Genomic DNA, 18,797 nt, shown 5'->3' with positions numbered 1-18,797 from the left:
CAATGAGCACCACCCTGAAATTCGCCGGTCACGAGCTCCTTCGCCTGCGCCGGGACATGCCCACCCTGTTCTTCAGCGTCGGACTGCCGATCTTCTTCTACCTGCTCTTCGGTTCACTCCAGGATTACGGTGAATACGAAGTCAACGGCGGCAACTACGCGGCGTTCGTCATGCTGGGCATGGCCTTCTACGCCGGTGTCGTTGGCGCAGTCGGCGCAGCTGGATCCCACGTCACCAACAGCCGAAGCGGTTGGGGCCGCCAATTGGCGCTGACTCCCCTGCACCCGTGGCAGCTGGCTTTTGCGAACAGCGTCAGCATTGCCGTGCGCGCCGTGCTGCCGATCGTGGCTGTGTTCATCGTCGGAGCCCTCACCAGAGCCAAGATGCAGCCGGACCAGTGGGCTTTGAGCTTGCTGGTATGCGTACTGTGCTCGATCCCCTTCGGCTTCTACGGTCTGGCCTGGGCGCTGTTGGTCCCCAAGGAGAACACAGTATCCGTGGCCACCGCGTCGATCGTGATCCTAGCCTTTGCGGGCAATGTATTTATGCCGCTGAGCGGAACACTGCTGGATGTGGGGCGCCTCACCCCGATGTTCGGCGCTATGACGCTGGTGCGTTGGCCGTTGGCCGAAGGCGGACACATAGCCGGCACCGAATTGGTGTACGAGCCGATGTGGCACGCCTGGGTTAGCATCGCGGTATGGACGGCGATCTTCGTGGGCTTCTGCCTGTTCATGGGCAAGCGCGACAAGAACCGAAGCTGATGCGCCTCTTCGACAGCTTCCAGCTGCGCAACGCGGTCTTCGCCTCGATATGGCTGGTGCTCCTGGGGCCGATGCTGGTGCAGGTCTACACCGGCGACGTGTTGGGCGCCGGAGCCAAAGCGTGGATAACTGTGTGCGTGTTCGCCTTCGGCCTGTTCTACTTCTGGGCGTTCGGTTCATTGAACACCTGCCCGCACCGCTGGGCGCTTTTTCCGCGGGTGCTGCTCAGGTGGGCCGTTCTGCTGGCGATTGCGCTGGCCAGCGTGCCGGTGATCAACACGGGTGCGGTGGTCTTCGCCCCCTATCTGGCCGCGATGCTGGGCTTCACGGTGACCTTGAAGAAAGCCCTGCCCATCGTGTTGGCTACGGGGGCTGCCGGAGCCGTCGCGGTATGGCTCAGCACTCCCGAAGACCTCGGCTGGGCAGCCTTCGTCCTGTTTTTCATTCCCCTGCTGCTGGTTGGGGTGGGCGTTTTCAGCCAGTACGACGAATCCCGCCACCAGCTGCTGCACGAACTGGAACTCGCGCAGCAGCGAGAAGACATCGCCGCAGATGTTCACGACCTCCTGGGCCATTCGCTCACGGTGATCAACCTGAAGTCCGAAGTTGCACGCCGTGCTGCAGAGAACCACCCGGAGCAGGCCAAGCAGGAGCTCAAGGAGATCAGCGATCTGTCCCGCCTGGCCCTGGCAGAGGTCCGTTCGACAGTCACCCGCATGCGCACGCCCACTTTCGCCGGAGAGCTGCAGGGGGCACGCCGAGCGTTGGAGACTAGGGGGATCACCGCTCATCTTCCCGAACCTCTCACCGCGCAGGGCAATCACGACACCGTGTTCTCCTGGGGTCTGCGTGAGCTGACGACGAATGTAATCCGGCACTCCGGGGCGGACAACTGCTGGGTGCGCGTAACCGCGGACAAGCTGCAGGTCACCGACGACGGCTGCGGGTTCAATGGTGATTCTGCAGAACACGAGGTGGGTGGACTGGCTGGTCTGCGCGATCGGGTTGAGGCCGCCGGCGGGCAGCTCATCATGCGCCGCGAGAAGGGCTTGAGCACAGTTCTGATCACAATGACCGGCGACAGCGTGCTGATTGACGATGACACCGCCGCCGAGGAGGCCGTTCAGTGAACACGATTCGAGTGCTCGTCGCTGAGGATCAGTCGCTGGTGCGCGGAGCTCTGATCGCACTGCTGAACTCAGAGCCGGACATCGAGGTCGCTGCCGATTGCGCCACCGGGACCGAAGCCCTGCGCCTGGTGCAGGAACAGCCCATCGACGTGGCACTGTTGGACATCGAAATGCCTGGACTCAACGGCCTCAACGTGGCCAAAGAACTGGCCGAACACCCGTGCCGCTGCCTGATTGTGACGACCTTCGGCAAAGCCGGCTACGTCAAGGACGCGATGGAGGCAGGTGTGGACGGGTTCCTCGTAAAGGACACACCGCCCGAACAGCTAGCCGAAGCAATTCGCAGGGTCCACGCCGGGCTGCGCGTGATCGACCCAACACTTGCCCGGGACAGCTTGCTGGCACCCGACAATCCCCTCAGCCAACGGGAAGCGGAAGTGTGCCGGCACCTGTTTCAGGGCAAGAGCTCCCCCGCCATCGCCAAAGCGCTGCACCTAACACCGGGCACGGTGCGCAACCACATCTCCAGCATCATGTCGAAGACCGGCGCGGACAACCGCTTCGAGGCTGCCCATCTGGCAAAGGCTCACGGCTGGATTTAGTTCGCGCAGATCTGTTTGACCCTCACGCGGCGTCAGACAGCAGAATTGTGTGCATGAACAGCGAAGAAGAACACTTCTCAGTCGGGGAGGTTGCCCGTCAGTTCGGGATAACGGTGCGCACTCTGCACCATTGGGAAGAGCTCGGCCTTGTCAGCCCTTCGGCGCGCAGCCGGTCGAACTACAGAATCTACACGCGTGCTGATCTTGAGACGATCCAGCAGATCATGATCTACAGAGCCACCGGCATGAGGCTTACAGCAGTCAAGGACGTCTTGAACTCAGACACAGACCACATTGCCCACCTGCGCAGACAGCGCGAAATACTGACGTCCCAAATGCAGCGGACCGAAGAAATGCTCAGGGCAATCGACAGACTGATAGCAAAGGAGGAAAGCTCAATGAAGCCAAGCTTGAACGAAATAGGCGAAATCCTCGGAGAAGCGCGCTTTGCCGAACACCACGCTCAGGCCGAAGAGACATACGGCGACACCGACGACTGGAGCATCAGCCAACAGCGCACAGCAGCCTGGAGCCACGACGATTGGGCCACAAACAAAAGCAGGTTCGACGCGGTCGAAGCGAAGCTGGCCGAAGCGGTTCGCAGAAACGTGTCGGTCTGCAGCGCGGAGGCAGCCGACCTCGCAGCACAGCACCGCAAAGTGCTCAGCGAATTCTTTCCCGTCACCCCAGCCAAGCACTACCTGATCTCGCGCAGCTACATCGCTGATGAAGATTTCGCCAAGCACTACGAGGACCGACAGCCTGGCCTTGCACGCTGGCTTGCCGATGCGATTGAAGCCGCTGCAAAAACACACGGTGTGAACCTCGACAGCCCACAGTGGGAGTAGTCTCCATCAGGCAAACAATCTCCTCAGCCCGCAGCTGAATAACTCATACCGCAGGACGATGAAAGCCCGTTCCGGGCTTCTTAGACTTGTGGTTATGGAAAGTCCATGGCATCTGAGAGCACTGCGGTTCATTTCGGCCCGCAAGTGGGTTTATGACTCCCTTGTCTTCGCTGCTCCGCTGACGCTTTTGGCGCTGGTCGATCCAGCCGCCCCCGACCCGCTCAGCACTCTTAGATCTGTGCCGCTTGTTCTTATGTGCGCCTCACTTGTTTTTCGGCGGACTTTTCCTCTGTTCACCGGCTGGACTGTGGCAGCAACAGGGCTTCTATACCTTGTGGGGATAGAGGTCCCTCACCCTTCGCTCATCGCAGTTCCGCTTACCGTGCACTCTGTCACCGCCTATGCGCCCAAGCGGTGGGGCAAGATCTTCTTAGCACTGGGGGCTGTTGCCTCCCTGCTGCTGACGCTGCGTGTAGCGGCGGAATTCTATCGGCAGGACATTTACCCGAAACACATCTCGCCGGGCGAGCTCCTGCTGTTTGTTGCCGTCTTCTCCGTGTTTCCTTTCATGACAGTCGCCTTTGCGTGGATGACAGGAACGTATCGTCGCAGCAGAAGCGATGACATACGGTGGATCGCCGAACGCAATGCGCTTCTTGAAAGGGAACGCGAAAACGAGATCCGGCTTGCCTCTGATGCCGAGCGCATGCGCATTGCCCGTGAAATGCACGACATCATCGCCCACTCCATGTCGGTGATCATCACCCAGGCAGACGGCGGCCGCTATGCTGCCGCACGCTCACCCGAAGCCGCGGTGTCTGCATTGGAAACCATCGCAGACACCGGGCGGGAAGCCCTGGGGAATCTGCGCGGCATCCTTGGTGTCCTGCGCGCAAGCGAGTCCGGCAGAAGGACTGCTCCCATGCCGGCCATCAACGACCTCGGCACCCTCGCTGACAACGTGCGCTCAGCCGGGCTGGACGTCACACTGAATGTTTTGCCTGACCTGCCCAAACTGTCTCCAGCGGCTGAGCTTGCGGTGTACCGAGTGGTACAGGAAGCTCTCACCAACACCCTGAAACACGGCGGCCAGGATTCCCACGCAGACGTCACCGTGCAGGCTGGCGACAAAGCGCTTGTCGCCCAGATTGTCTCCACCGGACACGGCGAAGAATCGGCGGTGCCCGGTTCAGGATCAGGGATTCAGGGCATGCGGGAGCGTGCGCGGGTGCACAACGGCACACTCACCGCGGAGCCGACAGACACTGGGTTCTTTGTTCAGCTGACTATTCCAGAGGATATTTCATGACTATTCGCGTACTTCTCGTTGACGACCAAGCTCTTGTGCGGGCTGGTTTTGCCATGGTGATCGACTCCCAAGACGATATGCAGGTCGTTGCGCAGGCAGAAAACGGCCGCGAAGCGATCGACGTGGTCATGGCGCACCCGGTCGATGTTGTCCTCATGGACATTCGCATGCCCGTTCTCGACGGCCTATCCGCCACCGCTGAGATCCTCGCCATGGGCGATGCCGGGCGACTTCCCCGACTGCCCACTATCATCGTGCTCACTACGTTCGACACAGATGAATACGCACTGTCAGCACTGCGTTCGGGTGCCAGCGGGTTCCTCCTCAAAGATGCTCGCCCCGAGGTGCTGCTGGATTCCATCCGCCAGGCACACAGCGGCGGCGCTGTCATTGCGCCTTCAACCACCCGTCGGCTTTTGGAGACCGTCATTGCAGAGCCTGCACCGCCGGTTGAACAGACGCGCAGACTGGATCGGCTCACGTCGCGCGAACGCGAAGTCTTCGAGCTGATCGCCCACGGCAAAACCAATGCCGAAATTGCAGACGAGCTGTTCATGGCCGCTCCCACGGTGAAAACGCACGTGCGCAACATCCTCGCAAAGCTTCAGGTGCGCGATCGCATTCACGCGGTCATCCTGGCGTACGAGACCGGGATTGTGTGAGCCTCATCCCCAAGGATGAGAACCTGCGGTCAGAAGCATCCTCCGGGCGGATGTTCTCAGCAGGTGAATCCGCGATAGTGGGAACATGACAACTTCCACTGAATACAGCACCGCGATCAGCGCCCGCGGAATCTGCAAATCCTTCGGCACCGGCGAAGCCCGCCTGACCGTGTTCAACAACTTCAACATTGACATCGCGGACGGCCAGTTCACCGCGATCATGGGTCCTTCGGGTTCAGGAAAATCCACGCTCATGCACATTCTGGCCGGCCTGGACAGCCCGGACAGCGGCTTTGTGACACTGGCCGGACGGACGATCACGGACATCAGCGACGCCGCACTGACCAAGATCAGACGCAACCACATGGGGTTCGTCTTTCAGGCGTTCAACCTGATTCCCGCGATGACAGCCGACGAAAACATCATGCTCCCGTCGAAGCTCGCCCGCACCAAGGTCGATCCGCAGTTCAAGCACGCGATCGTAGACAACCTCGGTCTCAGCGACCGTCTGACCCATCGCCCGCACGAACTTTCCGGCGGCCAGCAGCAGCGCGTTGCGGTTGCTCGCGCTCTGGTGAATCAGCCGGATGTCATCTTTGCCGACGAACCCACCGGCGCTCTCGACACACGCTCCGGAACTGAGGTTCTGCAGACTCTGCGCAGCTGCGTTTCCGAACTGGGCCAAACCGTCGTCATGGTCACCCACGACCCAGCGGCAGCCGCCTACGCTGACCGCGTTGTGATGCTGGCTGACGGATACATTGTGGGCGAGCTCTACTCTCCGACGGTCGAGGCGATCTCCCAGGCTCTTCTGGAGGTCACCAAATGATTGTCAAGGCGAATCTTCGCTCCGGCGGTTCGCGCCTGATCGCCGCCGCTATCACCATCATCGTTTCGGTGGCGTTCGTTGTCGCCGTCATGGGTGTTCTGGCGTCCTTCCAAAGCACCATGCGAGCTCAGCTCGCCGCACAGTATGCGGGCGCGGACCTGGTGGTGAAGCATAGCAACGAAGGGCCTTTAGAAAAGAAAAAGCAGAAGGCAATTGAGAACACCGCAGGAGTCAAAGAAACACAGCGGATCGAACGGTCTTTCGCCACTTTCGCCTCCGGAGGTGTCGCCCTGGTCAATGTATGGCCCAAGAACAGCGAAATCAAAGTGGACTCGGGAAGGGCTCCGTCCAAACCGAACGAAATCCTCTTTGACACAGAAGTCGCCAAAGAGGAAAACAAAAAAATCGGTGACCAGGTCGAACTGACATTCCCCTTCGTTCCAGACCCAGAGAAATCAAAGGTCACGTTCACCATCACCGGGATCGGCCATATGCCGGAATCAGCGCTCCAGGTGACCAATGCCAGTGCTGCCAAGCTGGCCCCGGAGTTCGACCACCTTCGCATTCAGACAGACAAGTCTGCAGACGTATCCACAGTCCAATCCGCCGTTGCGAAGACCCTGGCCGGCTCTGCCGATGTGAAAACGAACGACTTCGGCGCGAAAGTCGGCGGAGACTACACGGTTTCCACCGAAGATCAGCTGGTGCAAGAAGGCATCGAGAACCTCACGGGAAATTCGAAGACCATCGTGGCGTTCATCACAGCGTTCATCGTGGTAGCTTTCTTTGTTGCAGTTCTCGTCATCTCCAACACCTTCCAGGTGCTTGTCGCTTCGCGCATCCGGTCGCTCGCTCTGCTGCGTGCGGTGGGAGCCACACGCTCACAGCTGCGCAACGCCACTCTTGCCGAAGGTGCGCTCCTGGGCCTGATCAGCTCGATCATCGGTGTGCTCGTAGGCTGGGGAGCTTCACTCCTGTTGTCAATTGCACTGAGAGCATTCATGCAGTCGACCTTCCAGACTGCGCCGCTGCCGATTCTTGCTGTCGTGACCGGGGTTGCCGTGGGAGTCTGCGTCACTGTGGCAGCATCGTTCATACCCGCCCTCAAAGCCACGCGTGTATCCCCCATCGATGCGCTTGCCCCCGCAGACATTCCAGCACCGGCAACGCGCTTCCCGTGGGTCCGTTTGGTGATCGGCGCGCTGCTGACCGCACTCGGGCTATTGGGCATTGCTGTCGGGGCCGCGTCCTCAGATATGATGTTCACCCTTCCGGGTGCTTTCGCAGCCTTCTGCGGTGTGCTGGTTCTCAGCCGTGTCTTTGTTCCCCCACTGGTTGAGCTGACAGGCCGCATCGGCGAAAAGGTCTTCCGCTCACCCACGCTGGGCCTCGTTGCCCGCAACGTCAAACTGGCACCGCGCCGGACGGCTTCGACAACCGCGGCTCTGCTGATCGGCGTAACCTTGGTGGCGACCATCTTCATGGGAGCACAGACCACGCGCACGACCATCGACGCGGAACTCAGCGAATTCGCCCCCATCGACTTTGTGGCGTATTCGAGTTCCGACAAGACTGTCAAGACCCTGGAGAACTCAAAGATCGTCAAAGACGTCAACACGCTGCCCGGCACCCGGGCGAAGACCTCTGTGCCGCTGGGCCACAACCCGGACAGCAAAGAGACCCTGGTGATCGGTGTCGAAAACAAGAAATACAGTGTGCCGCGCAGCACTGATCTTCTTCCACCACCCGGCGTGCTGTACATCGGCGTTGACACCGATGTTGAGGAATACAAGGGCAAGGAAATCACCCTTCATGCTGGAAAGAAAAAGGTGCAGCTGACGCTGAAAGTCCACAACGCTGTTCCCTCCGGCACCACTCTGGCAAACGCAGACGACGTCGCCGCCCTGGGCTTGAAGGAATCCGAGGGCCAGACGTGGGTGCGCTTGGCCGACGACGTCAGCGTGTCGCAGGTCTCGACGCTGCGCAGCGACCTCGAAAAGGCCGATGTCGCCGCCGATGGCGAAGGCGCAGTCAAGCGGGCTGAGTTTGCAGAGACGCTCACCATCATGATGGGCATTGTGCTGGGCCTGCTGGGCGCATCGGTCATCATTTCGATTGTGGGCGTGGGCAATACACTGTCGCTGGCAACAATCGAACGCAAACGGGAAACTGCTCTTCTGCGCACTCTGGGCCTGCCGCGATGGGCTGCCGCGGGAATGGTTGCCGCCGAAGCAACGCTCATGGCAATCGTGTCCATCGTCGTCGGCACCGCGCTCGGGATTCTGTTCGGCTGGGCCTCAGTGAAGTCGCTTCTGACCTCTGATAGCATCACCGTCGTAGCGGATATCCCATGGCTGATGTTCGGCCTGGTAGCGGTTGTGACCGTGCTTGCTGCGCTTATCGCATCACTCCTGCCAGCCCTGGCAGCATCGCGCACCCAGCCAGCACAGGGGGTTGCTCAACGATAAAGCCTCAGCGATCCCACAAGTGAAGCCCGGTTCCCAGCTGCTGACCAGCTGGGAACCGGGCTTTTCAGCCGCGGTGCTAAGCCCTGTGCTTGTAGTTTCAGCAGGCTCAGCTTTTCACTGCAGCAAGCACCGTAAAGCGCCAGTCCCTGGCCCACTGCTCAACTTTGTCCTTGCCGAACAGCCTTTCGAGCACAGGTCTGTACCGCAGCGCTGAATTGAACACGACCACCGCACGCCCACCCGGGCGCACCACCGCGAGCGCGCTGCGCATCATTTGTCTGGCAGTCTCGTTTTCGATTTCGTGCCCCGAATGGAACGGCGGATTGAGAACCACAACATCGAAAGCCTGCTGCGGCAGCCCCTCCCCCGCGTCCGAATACTCGATACTCCACTCAACCCCGTCGGGCATACCCGCTTCGGCGGTCAGCCGGGCAGACGCAAGGGCCGCCGCGGACGCATCGACGCCCACGGCCTTCCGCGGACCCAGAACATGAGCAGCAGCCGTCAGCAGCCACCCGTTGCCGCACCCCAAGTCGAGGATCCGCGGGCGGTCCGCAGGTGCCTCGTCAGCGGTTTCGGCAGCACTCTCAGCAGCAGGGACAGCGTGACGCTCAGCAAGCGAGCGCAGCAGCAGACCAGAACCGCCGTCGATCTCGGCCCCGCCGAAACACGCCCCGTAAGCCGACACCTCGAAATCGGGAACGCGCGGAATGCCCGCATGCAGTATGCGTCGGTTCGGCTCGATCTGGGCACAGCTGAGCCCCATCCCAGCGTCTGGAGTCGAGCCGATGATCATTCGCGACTTATACCGGCCCGGCGTTACATCTACCCGCTCGAATGTGCGCGCAAGTTCCGTGTTAATGCCGCGGAACAGGTGCTTATCGCGGCCGACCACCATGAACTCATCAACCACCGGTCGCAGGGCAGCAGCATAGTCCGCCACCGCAGCCTGAGCCTTCGGAGATACCAGAAGCGCCTTGGCCGGCCTGCCGCCGCGAACATCGAGACCGGCCGAGATATGCGGCGGAAAACCGGGCAGCGGCCGAACGCTCACCCGCGAATCCCCGAACATTGCGCGCAGACGCTGCGCGTGGGGAAGAAAATCCGCGTACACCGTGACAGCTCCGCTAGTCAGCGACAGAACCGCAGCAGTCACCGAACCGTCAGCATCATCAAGCACCGCAAAGGAGGCATCATCTTCAAGCGGCACCGGATGCCGAGGTGGAGCTTCCGGGCGGCCCGAAATGTTCAGCTGGCCCTCGATTCGGCCCAGCAGGTACTGCGAGACAAAAGCTGAAAGCGGAAAACCATCCGGCCAAGCAGGAAAGTGCTCGCGCATACGCTGCACGTGGGACGCCCACGCGGGGCTTTCAACATCCGTTGTCACAGTTCTCACTCTAATCAGATCTGCTCTGGCAGGCCGAGCACCTGCGGGCTGCGCGGCATCGCATGCGCTGCACCTGCCCGATTGCCCACCCTAATTCTGCTTAGGCACAGATACAGTTGGGGACATGACGATTCTTGTTGGCTACACCCCCAGCACCAAAGGCCAGGCAGCTCTGACCGCAGCAGTTGAGCTCGCCAAAAAGACCGGCGACAAACTCTACGTTGTCAACGCCGGAGTCGGCGAAGCAGTAGACGAACGCGCAGTCGCAACAGAAGACCAGCTGAACCGAGCCCGCGAATATATGAAAGCCGAAGGCGTTGCGGGCAAAGTCAAGCAGTACCTGCGCGGCAATGACCCTGCCGAAGAGCTGCTTGCACTGACCGAAGCGCGCAGCGATGTGACGATGCTCGTCATCGGACTTCGGCGCCGCTCCCCCGTGGGCAAACTGTTCATGGGCTCGGTTTCGCAGAAGATCATCCTCAACGCCAAAGTTCCGGTGCTCTCGGTCCGCGAAGCCGAAGAGTACGAACTCTGAGCGGTAGGCCCCTCCCGGACCGGCGCCTCGACCGGCCTGACCTAAACAGGCAGCTCTGCTGTCTAGGTGGAATATAGAGGCAAAAACGCACGGATCACCTCGATATTCCACCTAATTAGCAGAATCAGGACTGCCAGGCTATGGGTTAAGCACTCAGTCGCCACTGCTCAGCCTGCCGAAGCATTTTTGGGCCAACACCGCAGCACCTCGCCCCACAAAAACACCCGTTAGCCGGAATCTGCGCTTTAGCCGCACACAAACACCGCTTCGCCGGAATCTTCGCCTTAGCAACCACTGCTAACGGGAGTTTCTGTTGCTAACCGGTGTGCCCCAGGTAAAGAACGCACCCACACCAACGCAACCCAACAAAAACGACTGTGGCCGAGTGGTCAACCACTCGGCCACAGCCATCAGGTCACTACCGCATCAGAGCGACTTCATGATCTCCTGCATGTATTCGGCGGTCTGGGTCGGGGTCTTGCCGACCTTCACACCAGCAGCTTCGAGAGCCTCTGCCTTGGCGGCAGCCGTACCGGAAGAACCGGAGACAATGGCGCCGGCGTGGCCCATGGTCTTGCCTTCTGGCGCGGTGAAGCCCGCGATGTAGCCGACAACCGGCTTGGTGACGTGCTCCTTAATGTACTCAGCAGCGCGTTCTTCTGCGTCCCCGCCGATTTCGCCGATCATGACGATCGCCTTGGTGTCGGGGTCGTTTTCGAAAGCCTCGAGAGCATCGATGTGGGTGGTGCCGATGATCGGGTCACCGCCGATGCCGATGCAGGTGGTGAAGCCGAAGTCACGCAGTTCGTACATCATCTGGTACGTCAGTGTGCCCGACTTCGACACCAGGCCGATGGGGCCTGCGCCGGTGATGTTTGCCGGAATGATGCCGGCAAGCGCCTGTTCGGGCGAGATGATGCCGGGACAGTTGGGGCCGATGATGCGGGTCTTGTTGCCCTTTTCGGTTGCGTAGGCCCAGATTTCGGCTGCGTCCTGTGCGGGAATGCCTTCGGTGATGATCACCAGCAGGCCGATGCCTGCGTCAATGGCCTCGATTGCGGCATCCTTGGAGAATGCCGGCGGGACGAAGGCAACCGAAACATCAGCGCCGGAGGCTTCCATGGCTTCGCCCACGGAGCCCCAGACGGGCAGTTCGACGTCGTTGCCGTCAGCGTCCTTGTGGCTGACGGTCTGTCCGGCCTTGCGGGCGTTGACACCGCCGACCACGTTCGAACCTGCGGCGAGCATCCGGGCGGTGTGCTTGGTGCCTTCGCCGCCGGTGATGCCCTGGACGATGATCTTGGAGTCCTTGTTCAGGAAAATCGACATGGAGAAAGTCCTTTCGGGCGGATCAGGCGTTGTGGGCGAGTTCGGCGGCCTTGTCAGCGCCGCCGTCCATCGTGTCGACGACAGTGACCAGCGGGTTGTTGGCCTGTTCGAGGATCCGGCGGCCCTCTTCGACGTTGTTGCCGTCCAGGCGGACCACCAGCGGCTTGGATGCGGAATCGCCGAGGATCTCGAGTGCCTTCACAATGCCGTTTGCCACTGCGTCACAGGCCGTGATGCCGCCGAAGACATTGACGAACACCGATTTGACCTGGTCGTCTCCGAGGATGACGTCAAGGCCGTTGGCCATGACTTCTGCCGAGGCGCCGCCGCCGATGTCCAGGAAGTTCGCCGGCTTCACATTGCCGTGGTTTTCGCCCGCGTAGGCGACAACGTCCAGTGTCGACATGACCAGGCCCGCACCGTTTCCGATGATGCCCACTTCGCCGTCGAGCTTGACGTAGTTGAGTCCCATGCCCTTGGCCTTGCGTTCCAGGGGGTCCTCAGCGTCTTCGTCTTCGAGCTTGGCGAGGTTGTTGTTGCGGAACTCGGCGTTGCCGTCGAGCGTCATCTTGCCGTCGAGGGCGACGATCTTGCCGTCACCGGTCTTGACCAGCGGGTTGACCTCGACGAGGCTGGCGTCTTCGTCCTTGTAGACCTTCCACAGGCTCTTCAGGACGGGCACGATCTTCGCACCGGTTTCGGGGTCGAACCCTGCTTCGTCGACGATCTTCTGCGCAGTGGCGTCGTCAATGCCCTTCAGCGGGCTGACTTCGACTTTGGCGAGCGCTTCGGGGCGTTCTTCGGCCAGCTGCTCGATGTCCATACCGCCTTCCTTGCTGCACATTGCAAGGTAGGTGCGGTTGGCGCGGTCGAGCAGAATGGAGAAGTAGTACTCCTCTGCGATGTCTGCGCCTTCGGCGATCATGACGCGCTTGGTGATGTGGCCCTTGATGTCGAGTCCGAGGATTTCTTCGGCGCGGGCAGCGGCTTCGTCAGGGTTTTTGGCGAGCTTCACACCGCCGGCCTTGCCGCGGCCGCCGACTTTGACCTGTGATTTGACGACGACCGTTCCGCCGCCGAGTTTTTCGGCTGCGGCTCGAGCTTCTTCTGGAGTCTGCGCAACTTCAGCGCGCAGCACGGGAACTCCGTACTCCTCGAAGAGGTCACGGGCCTGATACTCGAAAAGATCCACGTGTAGTCCTTCTGTTGATTCTGCCGAGCCTCATGACCCGGCACGGGTTTCAGACAATCTTGCAGCTTGTCAACGCTCTCCACCTTAAAACACCGATGCGCTTCTGGACATCCAGGATGTGAACAACGTCCGAAACTTTGGGTTTTCCCAGGGAAGCAGGGGCCAGAAGCGGACCCACACCATTTAGCTCGTTGTTGAGAATCTCGAGATCGAACTACTATGGGGGCATGGACGAAGTCGACCGGATTGTCAGCGAATGGCAGCGTGAACGGCCTGACCTCGATGTGGCCCCCATGGAGGTTGTGTCCCGTGTCAGCCGTCTGGCCAAGCTGCTTGACCGGGCGCGCAAAGACATCTTCGCCTCTCACGGTCTCGACGTGTGGTCGTTCGACGTTCTGTCCTCCCTGCGCCGCGCCGGCAGTCCCTACCAGCTGTCGCCGTCAAAGCTGACAGAGCAGATGATGGTCACCTCCGGCACTATGACCAACCGGATTGACCGGCTGGTGTCAGCCGGTCTTGTCACGCGCAGCCCCGATCCCGGGGACCGCCGAGGTGTCAGAGTGCAGCTGACCGAGGACGGGCTGGCCAGGGTCGACGGGGCCATGTTGGACTTCTTGGAGCGCGAACACGAACTCATGAGCAGCATGTCCGGCACTCAGACCCGCCGCCTGGCTGATCTTCTGCGCACCATGTCGGCGTCCTTTGACCTGCAGATCATGCGCGACTGCGAAGACTGAACCGGCAGCCTGCACTCGTGTACCCCGCATAGAATCTAAAGAAACCGCCGTCTTCCTGGGAGGCCATCGTGAAGCGCCTGCTCGCACTTGGTTCCGTTGCCGCATTCAGCCTTGTCGGATGCTCCGTCGTCGACAGTGAACGCCCTGCCGAGGGCACCTCGAACAGCCCAGCTGCCGCGGAGTCAACCGCGTCGGCGACTGCAGATGACAACGCTGGTGACAGTCAGTTCGTCGATGTCAGCCCCGGGGGGCCGAAAAAAGAAGACCCCCTGTGGCAGAGCCTTGCGGGATCAGCTGACTCCGGAGACCCTATCTACCTGTGGGCCTGGATGCAGACCGAAGACGAACCCGGCGACGGCGATTCCGTAACTCTGAGCCCCAGCACACAGGGCAGCGTCAAGGTCACAGCGCCGAAGTCGACCGTTGACGCCAATGGCACATTTGCGCTGATCACCGGAACATTCACCGTCGAAGAGAAAAGCGATGGTGATTACGCCCTGACCGCGAAGTCCTCGGAGGCCAAGGACGACCTCATCCCCGACGGCCCCACGAGCGAAGAACGCTGCACCGCCGAAAACGCACAGGACACCATCGGCGGCGCGGCCGACAAACTGGCGCAGGACTCCGGAGCGAGGGAAGGTCTGCGCAAAGAATGGCTGTCCTCACCGGAAGTCTGGTGGGCAATCCAAGATGCCAGCCGCAACCTGCGCGACAGCGGAGGGGACTTCGAAGGCGATTCTCTCGCCACCGCCTGCGGCGACTACGTCGAAGCCGGCTGACGCTTCGCCGCTGTTGGTCTGCGCTGGCAGCCTACGCAGGCTGAGCCGCGGGCCACCAACGCTCAACCGCCGCGGGCCACCAGCTCTCAGCCGCACAGCTCATTCAGCGGCGCGCTGTGCGGCTTCATCCTGTCTGCGCAGGCCTTCGTCATAGGCCCGCAGGGTCGGCGGGAGAAAAACCAGCACCAGCGTCACCAGGCCGCACACCAGCGGCCCCCAGAACATGTAGTCCCCGCCTGCGCTGATGACACCGGGCCGAACAGACCAGGCGAAGAATAGCAGCAGAACGTTCCACGCGACAGCAGCCGGGCGAGCCCAGCGGCGGTATTTCCACAGACCGCGGGACACTCCGAACATAGATGCCGCCATGAGCAGGAACATGAGCGCCAGCCCAACAAGCGAACCCAGGCTGCTGCCGGCTCCGGTGAGACCGGCGTACACGTAGATGGCCGCAGCCACGAGAAGTGCGCCGCCCTGCAGAGCCATGGCAGCCACCGCCGCTTTCAGGCTCGCCGGACGCGGCGGAAGATCGACTTCCGGTCGCGGTGTCGAATGAATCGCCGAAGGTTCACCGCGTTTGCGCCGCTGGCGTTCTTCACGACGCCAGTCACCGGGGCGGGCCGATGAGCCACTGGAACGATTCACAGGTCGATCCGCTCAAAGCCGGGCACCACGATTTCCTCCAGCAGGCGATCACGCACGTCCAATGGAATGAACGCGGCACGCAGAGCCGCGGTGGTCGCGATTTCGAGGTCGATGATGTCCCAGCCCGCGTGTTCGACAAGCAGCCGCATTTCGCGCGTCACCGACGTCTGGGACATGAGCCTGTTGTCCGGATTGACGGTGACGTTGAAGCCCAAGTCCTTCAAACCCGTAATGGGGTGGGATTCGATTGACCGAGCCGCACCGGTCTGAATGTTTGACGAAGGGCACACTTCAAGCGGGATCTGCCTGTCGAGCACCCACGCGGCAAGCCTGCCGATTTCGCCGGCGCCGTCTGTGATCTGCATGTCCTGCACAATGTCGACCCCGTGGCCGATTCGCACCGCACCGCAGACTGCGACAGCATCCATCATGCTCTGCAGGCCGCCGTCTTCTCCGGCATGCAGGGTGGTGGGAAACAGTTCGCCCCGCAGCAGGTCGAGAGCCGCTTTGTGCGCTGATGCCGGGAAGCCGTCTTCCGGCCCCGCGAGGTCGAAGCCGACAACCCCGCTGTCGCGGTTGCGCAGCGCAAGCTCAGCCACCGCCAGCGAATTGTCGTTCTGCCGCATGGCGGTGAGGATCTGGGCGGTGATGATGGTGCGGCCCTCCTGCGCTGCCAGCGCCACGCCCTCTTCCATGCCCTTTTCGACCGCGTGCACGGCATCGTCCATGGTGAGGTCACCGGCAACGTGCTGTTCGGGTGCCCACCGACATTCGGCGTAGAACACGCCATCGGCCACCTGGTCGAGCGTCCATTCACGGGCCGCACGTGTGAGGGCTTCGGCAGACTGCAGGACTCCCACGGTCACACCAAAGGTTTTGAGGTATTCCGGCAGGCTTCCCGAATCCGCCTGGGTGCGGAACCACTCCCCCAGCTTTTCAGGATTGTCGGCGGGCAGTTCGACATCGGCCCCGGCGGCGAGTTCGATGATCGTCGCTGGCCTCAGACCGCCGTCCAAGTGGTCGTGCAGACTGACTTTGGGCAGCTGCAGAATCGGGTCATCCGGGTGCACTCCGGCCGGTACCGGGAACAGGTTCTCTTCCACGCGGACAGTCTAACGACTGCCGCAAACCGCATGTCAGGGCTCGCCGTGGAAGCCCAGGCGCTCCAGTGCAAGCGCTGTGAAAACGCGGACGGCAACCGGCAGTGCATCCTCGTCGATGAGCAGGTCGCCCTGGTGAATGTCATAGGTTCGTCCACCCGGCGTGCGCGTACCCAGGCGAATGAGCGCTCCGGGGACGTGGGTGAGGTACCACGCGAAGTCCTCTCCGCCCATGGACTGCGGAGTCAGCTGGACCGAGGTGGGGCCCAGTTCGCGGCGGATGGCGGCTTCTGCTGACGAGACCTCGTCTTCGGTGTTGACCACCGGCGGGACGCCGCGGCGGTGTTCGAGCTCAACCTCGACCCCGTATGGTCCGGCAATGCGGTCAACGAGTTCCGGCAGGACTTCGGCCACCTGGTTCCAACCGTCGACGTCCAGACAGCGCAGGGTTCCCATCAGCTGCCCTTCGCCTGGCACCACATTCGGTGCGTGCCCGGCTTCGATACCACCCCACACCAGAGAAATCGCGTGGCGAGGGTCAATCAGTCGGTGAAGGGTCGCCGGCAGGTCGACGGCCAGCTTGCCCAGTGCGTAGACGAGGTCTTCCGTCAGGTGGGGACGGGACGTGTGGCCGCCGTGCCCGCGCAGACGGATGATGACGGTATCGCCGGCGGCGGTGATCGCGCCGATGCGCGAACCGACCTTGCCGACGTCGACAGCCGGGTCGCAGTGCAGCGCATAGCAGACGGGCACATCTTCCAAAACGCCCTGGTTGATGACTTTGAGCGCACCGCCGGGGGTGACTTCTTCGGCCGGCTGGAAAATGCAGCGGATCGTTCCGCCCAGGCCCTGACGGCGGTCGATCTCGTTGAGGACGAGGGCCGCACCCAGCAGCGAGGTCAGGTGAACGTCGTGCCCGCAGGCGTGGGCGACACCGGGAACGGTCGAGGCGAAGGGAGTGTTCGTCAGGTCATCCAGCGGCAGGGCGTCGATGTCAGCGCGCAGACCGCACTTGAGCGGGCCGGATCCCACATCGACCGTGAGTCCCGTCTCCTCCAGAAGCCGTGGCCTAAGACCCGCGGCCCGCAGTCGCTCAGCGATCTTCTCGGTAGTGCGGAACTCCTGGTACGACAGTTCGGGGTGGGCGTGGATATCACGCCGAAAGTCCCGCAGCTCGTCGGCAAACGCCGCAACTTCCGCCTGGATCACTGTGCCTCCGTTCAAATCAGCATTCGGGCGATTGTACGCCCCAGCCCGGACAGCTTGGCTCCGCTGCGACTTCTGGCGTCACAGAATGTCCTCAAAGCCCAGTTCGCGAGCCCGCTTCACGGCTTCTTTCACTCTCTGCGCCGACGCACGCCGGGTGACCAGCAGCGCATCGTCAGTGTCTACGACCACGATGTTCTCCACTCCCACGAGCGCAATCGCCCGCTGGGTGGTCGAATACACCAGACCGGAAGAGTCAACATCGACAAGGCGCACATCGTCACCGGCGGCGAAAACACTGGACGGTTCGCCGGGAATCGGCTGGCGCAGCTGGGCAACGGAAGCAAAATCACCCACGTCATCCCAGCCGAAGTCGCCGGGAACCACAACAACCCGCCCCTGTTCGGCAGCGGGTTCGGCCACCGCGTAGTCGATCGCAATGGGCTCCAAGCTCGGCCACACTTCGGCAAGCACAGCATCGTGCTCCGAAGTTGCCCACGCGTCGGCAACAGCCGACAGCCCCGCATACAGGTCCGGCGAAAAGGCTTCGAACTGGGCCAGCAGAGCGTCCGCGCGGGCAATGAACATCCCCGCGTTCCAGCGGTACTTGCCCGAATACGTGTACCTGCGGGCGGTGTTGGCCGCGGGCTTTTCCACGAACTTCTCGGCGCGCATGGCCGTGGGCGCTTCTGACAGCCCCAGGCGCTTGCCAGCCTTGATATAGCCGTAGGCGGTTGACGGGAAGGTCGGGGTGATTCCGATCGTCACAATGTCCCCGCCTGCCGCAGCGCTGTGAGCTTCCGCGACAACCCGGCGGAACTCGCACGGATTGGTGATTGAGTGGTCAGCAGAGAACGAACCGATGACCGCCTCCGGGTCCCGCCTGTGAATGAGCATGGCAGCCAAGCCGATAGCGGCAGCGGAGTCTTTCGGCGACGGTTCGGCAATCACATTCTGCGCATCGAGCGCGGGCAGCTGTTCCCGCACCGCCTTCGCGTGGGCCTGACCCGTGACCACCCACCTGTTCTCAACGGCCGTGAGGTCCTCAATCCGCGCCCACGTCTCTTCCAGCAGCGAACGGCCAGAGCCCAAAACGTCGAGCAGGAACTTCGGCCTGTCCTGCCGCGACAGCGGCCACAGGCGAGTGCCGGAACCGCCGGCCGGGATCACAGCGTGGAAACGAGAAAGCATCGCCCGATTATCCCCCAGCCGCCCCAGCTCCGGCCGCACCGACACGCTCGGGCGTGCTCTGCAGGCCCACTCAGCACCCCGCCC

Annotated in this window: 18 protein-coding genes; 11 read left to right on the top strand and 7 right to left on the bottom strand. The window is 61.9% G+C overall.

The window, feature by feature from the left end; genetic code table 11:
• The first annotated feature begins 2 nt into the window (after nt 1–2).
• The 8 genes from HMPREF2757_RS04395 (at nt 3) to HMPREF2757_RS04360 (ending at nt 8,612) form a co-directional block, all read left to right on the top strand.
• The gene (locus tag HMPREF2757_RS04395) at nt 3–764 is read left to right on the top strand and encodes an ABC transporter permease (protein WP_070573712.1); all 762 of its coding nucleotides are present in this window, start codon (nt 3–5) and stop codon (nt 762–764) included.
• A complete protein-coding gene (locus HMPREF2757_RS04390; protein WP_070573710.1) occupies nt 764–1,894 on the top strand; it encodes a sensor histidine kinase in 1,131 nt (376 codons plus the stop codon). Before HMPREF2757_RS04395 ends, HMPREF2757_RS04390 begins: the two co-directional genes overlap by 1 nt.
• A complete protein-coding gene (locus tag HMPREF2757_RS04385) occupies nt 1,891–2,496 on the top strand; it encodes a response regulator transcription factor (RefSeq protein WP_070573708.1) in 606 nt (201 codons plus the stop codon). Before HMPREF2757_RS04390 ends, HMPREF2757_RS04385 begins: the two co-directional genes overlap by 4 nt.
• Before the next feature lie 53 nt (nt 2,497–2,549).
• A complete protein-coding gene (locus HMPREF2757_RS04380) occupies nt 2,550–3,344 on the top strand; it encodes a MerR family transcriptional regulator (RefSeq protein ID WP_070573706.1) in 795 nt (264 codons plus the stop codon).
• Between the two features lie 94 nt (nt 3,345–3,438).
• Nucleotides 3,439–4,653 carry a sensor histidine kinase gene (locus HMPREF2757_RS04375; protein WP_070573705.1) on the top strand — a complete coding sequence of 405 codons (1,215 nt, stop codon included), beginning with the start codon at nt 3,439–3,441 and terminating at the stop codon, nt 4,651–4,653.
• Nucleotides 4,650–5,315 carry a response regulator gene (locus HMPREF2757_RS04370; RefSeq protein ID WP_070573703.1) on the top strand — a complete coding sequence of 222 codons (666 nt, stop codon included), beginning with the start codon at nt 4,650–4,652 and terminating at the stop codon, nt 5,313–5,315. Before HMPREF2757_RS04375 ends, HMPREF2757_RS04370 begins: the two co-directional genes overlap by 4 nt.
• Before the next feature lie 85 nt (nt 5,316–5,400).
• Nucleotides 5,401–6,144 (top strand): ABC transporter ATP-binding protein, encoded by a 744-nt coding sequence (locus tag HMPREF2757_RS04365; protein WP_070573702.1) that lies wholly within the window; start codon nt 5,401–5,403, stop codon nt 6,142–6,144.
• Nucleotides 6,141–8,612 carry an FtsX-like permease family protein gene (locus HMPREF2757_RS04360; RefSeq protein WP_070573700.1) on the top strand — a complete coding sequence of 824 codons (2,472 nt, stop codon included), beginning with the start codon at nt 6,141–6,143 and terminating at the stop codon, nt 8,610–8,612. The genes HMPREF2757_RS04365 and HMPREF2757_RS04360 overlap by 4 nt, the downstream gene beginning before the upstream one ends.
• A 106-nt stretch (nt 8,613–8,718) precedes the next feature.
• On the opposite strand, the gene HMPREF2757_RS04355 is transcribed toward HMPREF2757_RS04360, so the two are convergent.
• Nucleotides 8,719–9,999 (bottom strand): class I SAM-dependent methyltransferase, encoded by a 1,281-nt coding sequence (locus HMPREF2757_RS04355; protein WP_070573698.1) that lies wholly within the window; start codon nt 9,997–9,999, stop codon nt 8,719–8,721.
• Between the two features lie 124 nt (nt 10,000–10,123).
• Between HMPREF2757_RS04355 and HMPREF2757_RS04350 the strand changes: the two genes are divergently transcribed.
• Entirely contained in the window at nt 10,124–10,534 is a 411-nt protein-coding gene (locus tag HMPREF2757_RS04350; protein ID WP_070573696.1) for a universal stress protein, read from the top strand.
• Between the two features lie 426 nt (nt 10,535–10,960).
• On the opposite strand, the gene sucD is transcribed toward HMPREF2757_RS04350, so the two are convergent.
• Both sucD and sucC read right to left on the bottom strand, forming a co-directional pair.
• Complete coding sequence (gene sucD, locus HMPREF2757_RS04345; RefSeq protein WP_070573695.1) at nt 10,961–11,863, bottom strand: succinate--CoA ligase subunit alpha; 903 nt, start codon at nt 11,861–11,863, stop codon at nt 10,961–10,963.
• Between the two features lie 22 nt (nt 11,864–11,885).
• Nucleotides 11,886–13,055, bottom strand: a complete 1,170-nt coding sequence (gene sucC / locus HMPREF2757_RS04340) for an ADP-forming succinate--CoA ligase subunit beta (protein ID WP_070573693.1) — start codon at nt 13,053–13,055, stop codon at nt 11,886–11,888.
• Between the two features lie 227 nt (nt 13,056–13,282).
• On the opposite strand from sucC, the gene HMPREF2757_RS04335 reads away from it, so the two are divergent.
• Nucleotides 13,283–13,792, top strand: a complete 510-nt coding sequence (locus HMPREF2757_RS04335) for a MarR family winged helix-turn-helix transcriptional regulator (RefSeq protein ID WP_070573691.1) — start codon at nt 13,283–13,285, stop codon at nt 13,790–13,792.
• A gap of 68 nt (nt 13,793–13,860) precedes the next feature.
• The gene (locus HMPREF2757_RS04330; RefSeq protein ID WP_070573689.1) at nt 13,861–14,571 is read left to right on the top strand and encodes a hypothetical protein; all 711 of its coding nucleotides are present in this window, start codon (nt 13,861–13,863) and stop codon (nt 14,569–14,571) included.
• Between the two features lie 99 nt (nt 14,572–14,670).
• On the opposite strand, the gene HMPREF2757_RS04325 is transcribed toward HMPREF2757_RS04330, so the two are convergent.
• The 4 genes from HMPREF2757_RS04325 to HMPREF2757_RS04310 form a co-directional block, all read right to left on the bottom strand.
• Nucleotides 14,671–15,216 carry a hypothetical protein gene (locus HMPREF2757_RS04325; protein WP_083304093.1) on the bottom strand — a complete coding sequence of 182 codons (546 nt, stop codon included), beginning with the start codon at nt 15,214–15,216 and terminating at the stop codon, nt 14,671–14,673.
• The gene (locus HMPREF2757_RS04320) at nt 15,213–16,319 is read right to left on the bottom strand and encodes an adenosine deaminase (protein ID WP_070573687.1); all 1,107 of its coding nucleotides are present in this window, start codon (nt 16,317–16,319) and stop codon (nt 15,213–15,215) included. Before HMPREF2757_RS04320 ends, HMPREF2757_RS04325 begins: the two co-directional genes overlap by 4 nt.
• Nucleotides 16,320–16,352: 33 nt before the next feature.
• A complete protein-coding gene (locus tag HMPREF2757_RS04315; RefSeq protein ID WP_070573685.1) occupies nt 16,353–17,525 on the bottom strand; it encodes an amidohydrolase in 1,173 nt (390 codons plus the stop codon).
• A 78-nt stretch (nt 17,526–17,603) separates the two neighbouring features.
• A complete protein-coding gene (locus HMPREF2757_RS04310) occupies nt 17,604–18,713 on the bottom strand; it encodes a mannose-1-phosphate guanylyltransferase (RefSeq protein WP_070573684.1) in 1,110 nt (369 codons plus the stop codon).
• Nucleotides 18,714–18,797 lie beyond the last annotated feature (84 nt).

The organism is Brevibacterium sp. HMSC063G07 (assembly GCF_001810665.1).
Lineage (GTDB): Bacteria > Actinomycetota > Actinomycetes > Actinomycetales > Brevibacteriaceae > Brevibacterium.
This window is presented reverse-complemented; position numbering and strand designations above follow the sequence as displayed.